We start from the raw sequence: 14,000 nt of genomic DNA, 5'->3' as shown, positions 1-14,000 counted from the left end.
CCGGTATGCCGCCGGATCCATTCTTATGGTCTTAAATCCTATACCATATCTTCCATGGAGTAGAGACCGTTTCCCTTGGTGACGATAAACTTGGCAGCTTTCAATGCACCCCTGGCAAAGACCTCTTTTGAGTAAACCGTATGGGTCAGCTCAATGACTTCATCGGGACCGGCGAAGATTACGGTGTGTTCTCCGGGGATGCTGCCGCCGCGGACTGCATGGATTCCGATTTCAGACAGTTTACAGTTATCATCCTTGCTATGTCTTCCGTAAATGTATTCCTTTTTTTCTTCAGTCGCTTCATTGATCGCAGCGGCAAGCAGCAGGGCGGTTCCGCTGGGAGAGTCAATCTTCTTGCAGTGATGCTTCTCGATGATTTCAATATTAAAATCGTCCTCCAATACGGGTACTGCTGCCTTTATCAGCTTGGACAACACGTTGATGCCCAGCGACATATTGGCAGACCTGAAAACCGGTATTTCTTCAGACGCCTTTGAAATCTTCTCCAGATCCTCATCACTTAAAGCAGTTGTGGCGATAACCACCGGAAGTTTGGAATTTACACAAAAACGCAGGAGGTCTTCGATCGCCTCATGATGGGAAAAGTCGATGACAACATCACCTTTTGCATCGCAGTCAACAGATGACATGTAAAACTTGAACGGCACGGGCTCTTCTCCAATAAAGCTGTCGATTCCGGCGGAGACTGTCAGATCGGGGTCCTGGGCAATGATTCTCTGTAACGTTTTGCCCATTTTGCCGTTACAACCGTGAAGAATAATGTTCATCATGATAAAAACCTCCTCTTTCCGCACCTCTCAAACAGGTTGAATAGCAAATATACGGAAGGTGCCAACGTATATTTCAGGCTTGCCTTTTTTTGAAGGGCATTGAAGCTTTGCCGCCAAGATGGACAGCAAAGCCTTCAATACTCCTAAAATTCTCGTTTCAATAAGATTTAAGCAATTTCTTTCCAGTTCATTCATTTCTTTTATGGTATCATATCAAGCAATATTCAACTTTTAGATTAAGCCATAGAGTGTAAGTTCCTTTTTGATAAGATCCATGGATTTTTCATCCGGCGGGCAAAGTGGAAGGCGATATTCCATCCTGATTTTACCCATCAGCGCAAGGGCGGCTTTGATTGGAATTGGATTGACTTCAACAAACATTGCATCGATGAGATGCTTCATGGAAAGCTGCAATTTGCTCGCCTCCTTAGTATCTCCATACAGATAGTTCATAACCATCTGATGCGTATCCTTTGGCACTATATTGGAGACGGTAGAAATTACACCGACGCCGCCAACGGAAAGCAGGGGAACAATCATATCATCGTTGCCTGAATAGAGAGCAAAGTCATTGGAAACACATTTGGCAATCTCTACTACCTGTGAAATATTTCCGCTTGCTTCTTTAATTCCCGCAACCTTGGGATGCTTTGCCAGTTCAAAAACAGTAGAAGGGCTTATATTAACGCCAGTCCTTCCTGCAACAGAGTATAATATAATTGGTATACTAACTGAATCTGCAATCTTGGTAAAGTGTTCTATAAGCCCTTTTTGGGTACATTTATTGTAGTATGGAGTAACCTGCAGCAAACCATCGGCGCCCAGAGCCTCAAGCTCTTGTGACATGTATATGGCATGGGCGGTATCATTGCTTCCGGCTCCTGCGATAACAGGAACTCTGCCGTTTACTTTTTCTATGGTATACTGAACAGTCTCAATGTGTTCTTTATCATTAAGTGTTGAAGCTTCTCCGGTAGTGCCGCAAACAACGATTGCGTCGATCTCCTGAGAAATCTGCCAGTCAATTAACTGACCCAGGCTGGGATAGTCAACCGCTCCGTCTTTAAATGGCGTTACGATAGCAGTACCTGCGCCTGTGAAAAGTGTCATGAAGACTCACATCCTTCTTACTTAATTATTCAATTTTAATTCTTATCCCTTGATCAGCTCTTCCGCAATCTGTACCGCATTGGTAGCTGCGCCTTTTCTGATATTATCCGCTACAACCCACAGGTTTAAGCCGTTTTCTACGCTGAAGTCTCTGCGTACTCTTCCCACAAATACTTCATCCTTGCCGGCAGCATCTCGTGCAAGAGGATAAACAGATTTTTCGGGATCATCCAAAAGAACGATGCCCTGTGATTCTGAAAGCAGTTTTTTCACATCTTCCACTTCAAAAGGTTTTTCCAGTTCGACATTGATGGATTCACTGTGGGAGTCAAATACCGGCACACGAACCGTCGTAGCAGTAATCTTGATGGTTTCATCACCCATGATCTTGTGTGTCTCGTTGATCATTTTCATTTCTTCTTTGGTGTAACCATTCTCCAGGAATACATCGATCTGAGGCAGGCAATTGCCAGCTATCGCATGGGGGTAAGCCTTTTTGATATCATTTCCCTGCAGTCCTTCTTTGAGGTCATTGATCCCCTTTAAGCCAGACCCTGAAACTGCCTGATAAGTGGAGTAAACAATCCGCTTGATTCCATATTTCTCCTGAAGCGGTTTCAGTGCTACCACTGCCTGGATGGTGGAACAGTTGGGGTTCGCAATAATGCCTTTGTTCCACTTGATGTCTCCTGCGTTTACTTCCGGAACTACGAGCGGCACTTCTTGATCCATTCTCCAAGCGCTGCTGTTATCAACAACAATCACACCCTTGGACGCCGCGATAGGCGCAAACTTCTCGCTTGCGGAACCGCCTGCCGAGAATAGGGCGATATCGATTGGTTTGTCAAAAGAAGTCTCCGTCAGTTCCTCAACAACGTACTCCTTTCCTTTAAAGGTCACTGTCGTGCCGGCAGACTTTGCTGACGCCATCATGTATAGATTTTCAAAAGGAAAGTCTCTTTCCTCAAGTACCTTCAGAAATGTGCTGCCAACAAGGCCTGTAGCTCCTACGATTGCTAAATTAGGTTTTTTGTTCATTTTTTATTCCTCCAATATGTAAAATTATCATAAACAGAATCATCCCGAGAATCTACATTTCCCGCTTCCGATATGCCTACGATAGTTACGATTCCCAGATTTTATTGTTTTACGCGCCGAATATTTGGTGAGAGTTAGGCCGGAGCGGCGGCCTTTGATGATGATATAATTATTATATTATATAACATTTCAAAAAGAATGTTGAACTTTTTTGTATTTTTCCATACTTTTTTTTTAGTAAATTTGTGGTATAATTATGGACGACCAATATAGCCTGTAAAGGGAATAGAATGGCCGTGGAAAGTTTTGCAGTTTAACTGGAAAAACAGAAACTTGATATAGAAATAAGAGGGTATTGATTTATGGCAGAAGAGAAAAAGAAAAGGGGGAGACCCCCCGGATCAAAAAACAAACCAAAATCAAATAAAGGGAACGGTCAGACACGAGGTACAACTGTAACTGCAGCGGGAGGAAGACTCAGAGATGAAATCTGGGCAATCATCATTTTAGCAATCGGTGCTTTTCTGGTAGTCTCATTGCAGACAGAAGCTGCAGGGCAATTCGGACTTATGATCTCCAAGCTGATGAAGGGTTTATTTGGAGCAATCGCATTTGTATTGCCCTATTATTTGATCCTTTACGGTCTACTGCTGTTTGCAAAGCGTACCGCACATATCAGCGGGCGTTCGGTATTTTTTCTGTTTCTGATCTTCCTGATGATGACCTTGCTGAATTCGGCTCGTTTTCTAGGTGAGGGATCTGACTACCGCTTCTCTTTTCAGTTTATCGGGCAGATGTTTACACAGGGAGCCAAACTAAAAACCGGCGGTGCATTCGGGATGACGGTGGGTTATCTCCTTGTCAAAATCATAGGAATGACGGGACTGTACATACTATCTATCGTAGTAACCCTGATCTCGGTCATGCTGGTAATCAACACACCGGTTTCTCAATTCCTTGATGCATGGCAGGAGCGAAGACAGGCCAGAAAACTGGCAGCAGCCGAAGCAGCAATCCTTGAGGAGGAGAGCTGGGAGGAGCAGGAGCAAGCTCAAAAAGAGCCGCTTGCCAAGGAAAAAGGGAAGCGTGCTGCAGCATCTAAAATTATAACAGATCACGAAAAAATTCATCCGTTCGAGAATAAAGAGTACAAGCGTTCCACCATCGAACTGCCTCCCATCTCCACAGCAGCTGCGGCAGGACCTGTTTCCGGAAACCAGCTCAAGATCCTTGATTATATGAAGGATGAAGAGCTCTTTGAAAAAGCTGCTGGAGAAAAAGGAAAGCACGATTTTGGACTGGAAGAGATTAAGATCAGTGTGCCTGGTATGGGGCTTGACGGAGAAGGGGCAGAAGCGCCGGCAATCAAAGAATATAAGAGTCCTGAATCGCCTGCAAAAGGAGAGGAAGCTCCTGTGAAAACCGAAGGGCAGGAGCCAGTGAAAGCATCCGGTTTAACGCCCCAAAAAGAGGCAGCTCCCGTAAAAGTAGAAGAGCTGAACATCAAAATCGGCGGGACTTCATTAAAGCCATTTCAGCTTCCCTCGTCTGATTTGCTAGCCAAGGGACCTTCCAGCAACAATATGGGAGAGACGGAAAGCCTGAAGGCAAAGGCAGCCAAATTGGAACAGACACTAAAGGATTTTAACGTAAATGCAAAAGTGGTACAGGTTACCAAAGGACCTGCCGTTACACGGTATGAAATCCAGCCCAGCACTGGGGTCAAGGTCAGCAGCATCGTTCGTCTTGGCGACGACATTGCGCTGAATCTGGAAGCAAAAAGTATCCGTATCGAAGCGCCGATCCCCGGAAAAGCTGCGGTAGGCATCGAAGTGGAAAATGATAGAGTACATCTCGTCGCACTGCGAGAAATCATAGAATCCAGTGAGTTTAAGACAGCAAAATCAAAGATCACCTTTGCTGTGGGCAAGGACATTGCCGGCAAAGCCATCGTCGCGGATCTAAAAAGCATGCCCCATATGCTGATTGCCGGATCAACAGGTTCGGGAAAGAGCGTATGTATCAACAGTATCATCATCAGTATGCTTTACAAGGCAAAGCCAGATGAGGTAAAGTTTGTGCTCATTGACCCGAAGGTGGTGGAGCTTGGCAATTACAACGGAATTCCGCATCTGTTGATTCCAGTCGTCACAGACCCAAGCAAAGCAGCAGCTGCCCTTAACTGGGCCGTTGCTGAAATGACAGACCGCTATAAAAAATTTGCCGAAGAGGGAGTCCGGGATCTGGAGTCCTACAACAACAGTGTCAAAGGGAAGGGAGAAGATGATCGCTTCCTGCCTCAGATCGTCATCATTATCGACGAGCTTGCTGATCTGATGATGGCAGCACCGTCTCAGGTTGAAGAATCCATCTGCAGACTTGCTCAGATGGCCAGAGCTGCGGGAATGCACCTCATCGTCGCAACCCAGAGGCCTTCTGTTGACATTATCACCGGTGTTATTAAAGCCAATATTCCTTCCCGGATCGCATTTGCCGTATCCTCTCAGTTTGATTCGAGAACCATACTGGATATGGCGGGAGCAGAACGGCTTGTAGGAAAAGGGGACATGCTCTTCAATCCCATGGGCAATGCGAAACCTTATCGTGTCCAGGGAACCTTTATCTCCGACTCGGAAGTACATAAGGTCATCGAATTTGTCAAGAGCCAGTCTCCTGAAACGGAATACGCAAATGATGTAATCCACAGCATCGAAAAGGTACAGACTTCTGCCAATGATGAGGACACGGACGAGCTGCTTTCCGATGCGATTGAAACCGTCGTCAGAGCGAAACAGGCTTCCGTTTCCATGCTCCAAAGAAGATTCCGCATCGGATACAACCGTGCTGCAAGGCTCGTGGACATGATGGAAGCCCGCGGGATTATAGGCCCGGCTGACGGCAGCAGACCCCGCAGCGTACTCATGACAGAAGATGAGTTTCTCGGATTGTCTGCAGAAACCGAGGACCTTTAAGCTAGGGAATCGTTGATTCATGCCGTGCACACATCTGATCATCTGAAAAATTTAAAGAGAACAATTAAAATGGGAAGAGGTATTCATGAATATATATATAGAAACATTAGGCTGCGCGAAGAACGCCAGCGATTCGGAAACAGCGGCAGGCATTCTGGAGGCAGCAGGACATGTAATCGTTAAGAGTCCGGCGGAAGCAGACGGAATCATGGTCAACACCTGTGGCTTCATTAACGATGCAAAGAAGGAATCCATCGGAAGAATCTTCGATATGACAGAATATAAAAAGAACGGTGGGATCCTCATTGTATCCGGCTGCCTGTCTCAGCGGTATGGAGAAGAGCTCTACAAGGAAATGCCCGAGGTTGATATTTTCCTTGGTGTAAATGACTATCCTGCACTTCCGGAAATACTTAACAACCATGTTAAGGGAAAACGAGAAAAGTATTTCAGCGTCTATGAAAAGGGCTTTCTGGAAACAGGATATCGAAAAAGAACAGACAACGGATACAGCGCGACGATCAAGATTGCTGAGGGGTGCAACAACGTATGTGCCTACTGTGTTATTCCATCCATTCGAGGACCTTACCGCAGCAAAAAAATGGAGGATATACTAAAAGAGGCTCGTCAGCTCGCAGAAGACGGCTGCAAGGAGCTGATTCTCATCGCCCAGGATGTTACGGCTTATGGCCTTGATCTTTATAAGGAGCTTCGGCTTGCAAAACTGGTCAAAGAACTTTGCCGTGTGGAGGGAATCCAGTGGATCAGACTGATGTACTGCTACGAAGACCGGATCACCGATGAGCTCATTGAGGTGATGGCCACAGAAGAAAAGGTCTGCCATTATATCGATATTCCGATTCAGCATGTCAGCGACAAGATTCTAAGGTCCATGCACAGAAGATCCACAAAAGCTTCCATCCTAAATACCATCGGCAGGCTGCGAAAGGCAATGCCCGATATTCACATTAGAACGACGCTGATTACCGGCTTTCCCGGCGAAGACAAGGATGATTTTCAGGAACTGATCGAGTTTATAGAGAGTCAGAAATTTGAACGTCTTGGCGTCTTTACCTACTCCAAGGAAGAGGGAACACCTGCTTCGAAAATGGCGAATCAGGTTCGTGAAGATACGAAGCAAAAACGAAAGGATCTTTTGATGACAAAGCAGCTGGAAATTGCGCTTTCTTCAAACGAGCAGAAAATTGGAACTCTGCTTGAGGTTCTGGTGGAAGAGGCCGAGGAAGACGGAAGCTATACAGGCCGAAGCAGATACGATGCCCCTGAAATCGATAATACAGTTCTTTTCTCGTCGGATTTTTTATGTATGCCCGGGGACATCGTCAATGTCAGAATCACTGACGCCTTTGATTATGATCTCGTCGGCAGAACGGAGGAATAATATGAATTTGCCCAACAAACTGACCATGCTTCGAATAATATTAATTCCGGTGTTTATAATAGTCCTCATGACAGGTCACTATTATATCTCAGCGATCATTTTCATTCTTGCCTCCTCAACAGATGCACTCGATGGCTATATCGCAAGAAAGTATAATCTTGTTACAAACTTTGGAAAGATAATGGATCCGCTGGCGGATAAGATGCTTGTGCTTTCTGCGCTCGTTTGTCTCGTGGAGCTTGGTGATATTGCCGGCTGGATGGTAATTGTAATTTTGGCAAGGGAGTTTACCATAACAGGATTACGTACAGTTGCGGCTGCTCAAGGAATCGTCATTGCTGCCGGATGGTCTGGAAAGTTTAAAACCGTTCTGCAAATGATTGCCGTTCCTGCGCTGCTTCTGCAAAACTGGCCGTTTTCGCTCATCGGCTTTCCGTTTGCAGAGATCATGCTTTGGGCATCGGTGATCATGACCATTATTTCCGGAATTGAATACGTAATCAAAAACAAAAGTGTTTTTTCAATGTAGATAAAGGAATAAAAATCAAAAGTAAAAGTCCTGCTAGAATAGAAGTACTTGAGAAAGAATAAAGAAAAAAACTAGAATAGAATACAGACAGATTAGAGAAAGAAGAGTACAAAGAAAGATGAAATCAGCAATATTAAGTGTCGGAACAGAATTGCTTTTCGGTCAAATCACGAATACCAACTCTGTATTTTTATCTCAGCAGCTGAACCTGCTGGGGATTGATGTGATGTACCACTACACAGTAGGAGATAATCCGAAGCGCCTTGCAGAAATGATTCGTCAGGCGTTCACCGACTGTGATCTAATCATAACAACAGGAGGGCTGGGGCCCACACAGGACGATCTTACGAAAGAAATTGCAGCAGAGGTTCTCCATGATGAGCTAATCCTCCATGAGGACCTGTTGAAGGATCTTGAGGATTATTTCATAAGAATCAACCGTGAAATGACAGAAAATAACAAAAAGCAGGTTTATCTGCCTTCCAGAGCAGACATCTTTGATAATGACGCCGGAACAGCACCCGGCTTTGCCCTTGAGGAAAACGGAAAAACCATCATTTGTTTGCCGGGGCCGCCAAGAGAAATGACTCGCATGTTTCAAAGAAGAGTGAAGCCCTATCTGGAAGCAAAAACAGACAGCGTGATTTTTTATAAGCAGCTTCGCACCTTTGGAATCGGAGAATCCAAGCTGGAATCCGATCTGCAGCAGTGGATTGACGGACAGACGGATCCAACCCTGGCCACCTATGCCAAAGAAGGTGAAGCTTGCCTCAGAATCACATCAAAACGACCTACACTGGAGGAAGCAAAAGCAGCAGTGGAGGACATGATTGAGCAGGTGAATGAAAAAATCGGTCCGTATGTTTACAGCTATGACGATGAGGAGTTCTATCTCGTGGTGGGGAAAAAGCTTCTTGACAAAAACATAACCTTCTCCTGTGCTGAATCCTGTACGGGAGGACTTTTCGCACAGACGCTTACAGAGGTGCCGGGAATATCAGCAGTCTTTGACAGAGGGATTGTAACCTACAGCAACAAGGCAAAGATGGAAGAGCTGGGTGTCCGGCAGGAGACCCTTTCCCAATATGGTGCAGTAAGCGAAGAAACGGCCATTGAAATGGCGGAAGGGCTGAAAAAGGCCACCGAAACAAGACTCTGTATTTCCGTAACAGGAATCGCAGGGCCCGATGGAGGAACCGAAGAAAAACCTGTCGGTCTGGTTTATATCAGCGCAATCCTTGACGATAAGAGGATCAGCAAAAAGATTCAGGTTCGGAACATCAGCAGAAAATGGAACCGAAATTACACGGTTTTATGCATGCTTGACATCGTTAATCGCCTTATCGATCAAAGGTTATAATCGAAATCGGTGGATTGAATAAGAATTAAGTAAGGGCTGTCTCCGAACCGGGAGACGGCCTATTATTTATTCAAAAAGCGTCAAAATCCATACTGAAATTGTCGGGTTCGTTCCTGTTTCCTTTGTTATGATGAGATCAAAAGGAGGAGTTGTTATGGAATCGCTGAAACAATTGAATCTTGCTATGAAATATATTGAGGCAAATTTAGACTCAGAAATCGACTTTGGTAAGGCGGCGCAGATCGCATGCTGCTCGGAATATCATTTCAGAAGGATGTTTTCCTTTTTAAGCGGAATTTCTCTGAGTGAATATGTCAGACGCAGACGCCTAGCCCAGGCTGCTTTGGAAATCAGCAGCAGTGATATTAAAATTATAGATGCTGCAATAAAATATGGTTATGATTCGCCGGATTCCTTTGCCAGGGCCTTTCAATCACTCCATGGCGTAACACCAAAAGAAGCCAGAAAGAAAGGTACTCAATTGAAAGCGGTTCCTCCAATGACCTTCCAGCTCACCATAAAAGGAGGAAATGAAATGGATTATCGAATTGTTGAAAAAGAAGCGTTTCAAGTCATCGGACTTAGAAAGAAAGTAGCACTGAAATATCAGGGAGTCAATCCTGAAATTGCCGAGATGTGGTCAAGTCTTACCATGGACGATATCACGGAACTAAAAGGACTGTCTAGCACTGAGCCCCGCGGTTTTATCAGTGCGACTCTGAATTTTACAGGAGGAAGAGAAGAAGGCACGGAAATCGATCATGTTATCGGTGTTGCCGCCTTGGGAAAAGAAGCGGGCCGCTGGCAAACGCTTGAAGTACCAGCAACCGCGTGGGCGGTATTTACCGTAGTAGGGAAATTTCCTGATGCGCTTCAGGAAACCTGGGCCAGAATTTTCGCAGAGTGGTTTACCGTCTCTGGTTATGAGCTTTCCGAAGGTCCGGAGATCCTCTGGAATGAACAGAAGGATACCAGTGTTCCTGATTATAAAAGTGAAATTTGGATTCCTGTTAAGAAAAAGTAAAAGCAGTCCTTGCTGAATAGCGCGAAAAAAATTCGGCAGCAGAAGAACACTATATAACAATCTATTCTTTCTGCTGCCGCCAATTTGCATAGGAGTCATCAAGCGAAAACAATATTACTGGTATCGTTATAGCGCGAAAACCATATTACCGATTTTTGCAGTAACAGGTTTGGAAAGGATCCATTGATTTGTTGTCCCTGTATCATAATAAAACAGCGCTCCTTTTGACGGATCTGCTCCCTCAAGGGCTTCACTTGCTGCTTTGACCGCTTCATCATCAGCCAGTTTGTTAATCCAGCCGTTAACAACAGGAGTAAACTGATAATATCCGTTGATATTTTGGTAGATCACTCCATTAATCGTTGTCGGGAATAATCCGCTCTCCATTCGATTTACCACTACAGCGCCTACTGCCACTTTTGTTTCATAGGACTCGCCTTGAGCTTCTGCATGAATCAGCCGCGATAACAGATCAATTTCAGCTTGGGTGTAGGTTCCGCTGTCAGATGTATTCTCAGCCCCCTCTATTTCTGTACCTGGAGCCCCATCAGTTTCAGACTCTGTGCCCGGAGTATTGGACGCTGTTTCAATCTCTGTCCCCGGTAAATTTAATACCTGTCCGATGTTTAGCGTATCGGTATAGAGGTTGTTAGCCTTTCTCAATTGATCCAGTGAGATCTTGAACTTCTGCGAAAGCAGATACAAGGAGTCTCCCTTTTTTACCGTATAGGTTCTGCAGGAAACCTTTAGTTCCTGTCCGATGTTCAAAGAGGATGTCGTCAGATTGTTCTTCTTCATCAATGTACCTGTGTCGGTAAAAAAGACTTGGCCTATTTTAAATAGGGAATCTCCTTTTACGACCGTGTACACCGCCGGCGAATCCGCATAAACCGCTCCAGCTGAAGACAACGTGATACAGCAAGCTGCCGCTGCGGTCAGAATGACAGTTCTGATCTTTTTTTCATTGAGCATTTTGTTCCTCCTTTTGTCTTCCGGGTCTGGCGACGGGTTAGCACCTGTGTACCCGGCAGTATTGATCGTTCCAAAAGAACAGTGTCCCCGGTTCTTCTGTCAAAGACTCGGCTCTGTCTACTATTTTAATTCAGAATCCTCCAGATATCTATTGGTAAGTATGCGCATGCAAGGAAGGATTGGGTAAACCAAGAAAATTATTCATCAGAATCCAAAAGGAAAATATTTACATTTAGAATTTTCTGTGTTAAGCTATACCATATAGCAGATAATACAAGCGCGCTTATTCTCTATATCCTGCATGAAACAGCAGGCAGCCCCCATAAAAAAAGACTTGACCCAGGGAGCGTCTTATATTATGATACTGATAGAACAAATGTTCGGTTTTGCTCATCAATTCCATATAGATCGTTCCGATCTATCATGAAGAAACATAAAACAGGAGGATTTTAAATGGCGATCAATAAAGAAGATAAGGATAAAGCCCTGGAAGCGGCAATGCTTCAGATTCAAAAGCAGTTTGGCAAGGGTGCTATCATGAAACTTGGCAGTGAAGCAGCCAACATGAGCATTGAAGCAATTCCTACCGGTGCCGTAAGCCTGGATATCGCTAGCGGCATAGGAGGGATTCCAAGGGGTAGAATTATTGAAATTTATGGGCCTGAATCCTCCGGTAAAACAACCCTCACGCTTCATATTGTGGCGGAGGCTCAAAAAATGGGAGGCAAGGCTGCGTTCATCGATGCGGAGCACGCCCTCGATCCGGAATATGCAAAGAATCTTGGTGTTGACGTCAACGAACTGCTGGTTTCTCAGCCGGATACAGGAGAACAAGCCCTCGAAATTTGTGAAATGCTGGTTCGGAGCGGAGCCATTGATGTGGTCGTTGTCGACTCAGTTGCTGCACTCGTTCCAAAAGCGGAAATTCAAGGAGAAATGGGAGACAGTCATGTTGGTTTGCAAGCACGTCTTATGTCTCAGGCGCTCAGAAAGTTAGCAGGGGCAATCAACAAATCCAATACCTCCGCGATTTTCATCAATCAGCTTCGTGAAAAAGTCGGCATCATGTTCGGAAATCCCGAAGTAACTACAGGAGGAAGAGCACTGAAGTTTTATGCCTCCATGCGTCTGGACGTCAGAAAAATAGAAAGCATTAAATCAGGCGATGCCGTTTTAGGTAATCGTACCAGAGTTAAAATTGTAAAAAATAAGGTTGCACCGCCTTTCAAGCAGGCAGAGTTTGATATTATGTATGGTCAGGGGATATCGAGAGAAGGTGATGTTCTCGACTGTGCAGTAGAAGCCAAAATTGTGGAGAAAGCAGGATCCTGGTACAGCTTCAACGGAGACCGGATCGGGCAAGGAAGAGAAAACGTCAAAAACTTTTTGGCAGAGAACAAAGCTATCCTCGCACAGATTGAAGAGCGTCTCATGAGCAGCATCAAAGTAGAAAAGCCAATGAACGTAGATGAAGATGGAGTTATTATCGAAGATTAGTACTCGGTAATATTTACGTCTAGGCATTGTCCGGTGAGGAACTAGGTGCAATAGAAAAATCAATATTTTAGGAATGCTTTTGCATTCCTTTTTTTGTTGTGTAGAAAATATTGATGGAAGTGTTATTCCGTCATTGCCATTTTTTATTTTACTTTACCTATTGAAATTGAAAACCAAATGTAGTAAAATATATTCAAGTTAAACGTTTAACTAAACATTACATTTGAAAAACAGGGTGGTCAAAATGGTCAAAATGCAGGTCACAATCAAAGAAATTGCAAAGGAAGCGGAAGTTTCCACAGCTACGGTATCGATGATTCTGAACAATAAGGATAAGAACATCAGCGAAGCAACTAGAAACCGTGTTCTGGAAATTGCAAAGAAAAGAAATTATATTCCCAATACCATGGCACGGAGCCTGGTAACAAGACATACCAGAACCATTGGTTTGATCATGCCTGACATAGTAAACCCATTTTTCCCCGAAATTGCAAGGGGTGCAGAAGATAGGGCAAGTAAGTCAAGATATAGTATTATTTACTGCAATACAGACGATAATCTCATCCGAGAGGATTCTTATGTAGATATTTTGACCGAAAAGATGGTGGACGGAATTATATTCACCCATTCCGCCGACAGAAAAGGCAGCACGGAGCGGCTGAAAAGATGCCAAGTACCCATAATCCTGATAGACCGAGATTATGATCTTCCGAATGTTATCGGTAAGGTTCTGGTTGATAATACAAAAGCCTCTCAGATGGCGGTGAATTATCTTTTGAGCAAAGGATACCGAAAAATCGCGTATATTGCAGGCTCTATGAATACTCAAACAGCTCAGGATCGTTTAGAAGGCTACAAAAAAGCATTGGAAGAAAGCAACTTGGAATGCAGCCAGCGTTATATCAAAATAGGAGAATACAAGAGTCAATGGGGATCAGATGCAACGAAGGAATTTCTCAGAGAAGGAATCCCCTTTGATGCAATTTTTGGCGGCAACGATTTGATTGCCATCGGTGCAATGAAAGCCCTAAAAGAAGCCGGGTTAAAAGTACCGGATGATATCGGTGTGATGGGTTTTGATGATATCTATATGTCCAGTATCGTTGAGCCATCACTTACGACGATTAAGCAACCCAACTACGAGATGGGATATAAGGCCGCTGAGCTTCTAATTAATTCAATTGAAGGTCACGGGGAACAAAGAGAAGCTCATGATGCTGAAAAAGCAATCTTGGGAACAGAATTAACGATTAGGGAATCAACGAGATAAATCAGCTCGGCTTTTATAAGTTTGCTGAAAAAAAC

General features: G+C 44.4%; 11 protein-coding genes. 7 read left to right on the top strand and 4 right to left on the bottom strand.

Annotated elements, in window-relative coordinates; all coding sequences use genetic code 11:
- Nucleotides 1–38: 38 nt before the first annotated feature.
- The 3 genes from FRZ06_05245 to FRZ06_05235 form a co-directional block, all read right to left on the bottom strand.
- Entirely contained in the window at nucleotides 39–791 is a 753-nt protein-coding gene (locus FRZ06_05245) for a 4-hydroxy-tetrahydrodipicolinate reductase (protein ID QOX62792.1), read from the bottom strand.
- Between the two features lie 231 nt (nucleotides 792–1,022).
- Nucleotides 1,023–1,901, bottom strand: coding sequence for a 4-hydroxy-tetrahydrodipicolinate synthase (locus FRZ06_05240; protein ID QOX62791.1), 879 nt, complete (start codon nucleotides 1,899–1,901; stop codon nucleotides 1,023–1,025).
- A gap of 42 nt (nucleotides 1,902–1,943) precedes the next feature.
- Complete coding sequence (locus FRZ06_05235) at nucleotides 1,944–2,939, bottom strand: aspartate-semialdehyde dehydrogenase (protein ID QOX62790.1); 996 nt, start codon at nucleotides 2,937–2,939, stop codon at nucleotides 1,944–1,946.
- A gap of 875 nt (nucleotides 2,940–3,814) precedes the next feature.
- Between FRZ06_05235 and FRZ06_05230 the strand changes: the two genes are divergently transcribed.
- From FRZ06_05230 to FRZ06_05210, 5 genes are all read left to right on the top strand, one after another.
- Entirely contained in the window at nucleotides 3,815–5,911 is a 2,097-nt protein-coding gene (locus FRZ06_05230; GenBank protein QOX65838.1) for a DNA translocase FtsK, read from the top strand.
- Nucleotides 5,912–5,996: 85 nt separating this feature from the next.
- Nucleotides 5,997–7,313 (top strand): 30S ribosomal protein S12 methylthiotransferase RimO, encoded by a 1,317-nt coding sequence (rimO, locus tag FRZ06_05225; GenBank protein ID QOX62789.1) that lies wholly within the window; start codon nucleotides 5,997–5,999, stop codon nucleotides 7,311–7,313.
- Nucleotide 7,314: 1 nt separating this feature from the next.
- Nucleotides 7,315–7,842, top strand: a complete 528-nt coding sequence (gene pgsA, locus FRZ06_05220) for a CDP-diacylglycerol--glycerol-3-phosphate 3-phosphatidyltransferase (protein ID QOX62788.1) — start codon at nucleotides 7,315–7,317, stop codon at nucleotides 7,840–7,842.
- Between the two features lie 118 nt (nucleotides 7,843–7,960).
- The gene (locus FRZ06_05215) at nucleotides 7,961–9,202 is read left to right on the top strand and encodes a competence/damage-inducible protein A (GenBank protein QOX62787.1); all 1,242 of its coding nucleotides are present in this window, start codon (nucleotides 7,961–7,963) and stop codon (nucleotides 9,200–9,202) included.
- Nucleotides 9,203–9,356: 154 nt separating this feature from the next.
- Nucleotides 9,357–10,226 (top strand): AraC family transcriptional regulator, encoded by an 870-nt coding sequence (locus FRZ06_05210; protein QOX62786.1) that lies wholly within the window; start codon nucleotides 9,357–9,359, stop codon nucleotides 10,224–10,226.
- 126 nt (nucleotides 10,227–10,352) lie between these two features.
- Here the strand turns inward: FRZ06_05210 and FRZ06_05205 are convergent, their stop codons facing one another.
- The gene (locus FRZ06_05205; protein QOX62785.1) at nucleotides 10,353–11,198 is read right to left on the bottom strand and encodes a LysM peptidoglycan-binding domain-containing protein; all 846 of its coding nucleotides are present in this window, start codon (nucleotides 11,196–11,198) and stop codon (nucleotides 10,353–10,355) included.
- 453 nt (nucleotides 11,199–11,651) lie between these two features.
- Between FRZ06_05205 and recA the strand changes: the two genes are divergently transcribed.
- Together recA and FRZ06_05195 are read left to right on the top strand one after the other, a co-directional pair.
- Nucleotides 11,652–12,695, top strand: a complete 1,044-nt coding sequence (recA, locus tag FRZ06_05200; GenBank protein QOX62784.1) for a recombinase RecA — start codon at nucleotides 11,652–11,654, stop codon at nucleotides 12,693–12,695.
- Between the two features lie 253 nt (nucleotides 12,696–12,948).
- Nucleotides 12,949–13,965, top strand: a complete 1,017-nt coding sequence (locus FRZ06_05195) for a LacI family transcriptional regulator (protein ID QOX65837.1) — start codon at nucleotides 12,949–12,951, stop codon at nucleotides 13,963–13,965.
- Nucleotides 13,966–14,000 lie beyond the last annotated feature (35 nt).

The organism is Clostridiales bacterium (genome assembly GCA_015243575.1).
In the GTDB taxonomy this organism is placed as follows: domain Bacteria; phylum Bacillota; class Clostridia; order Peptostreptococcales; family Anaerovoracaceae; genus Anoxybacterium; species Anoxybacterium hadale.
Note: the sequence above shows the minus strand (reverse complement) of the source record. Positions and strands in the feature narration are given on the sequence as shown.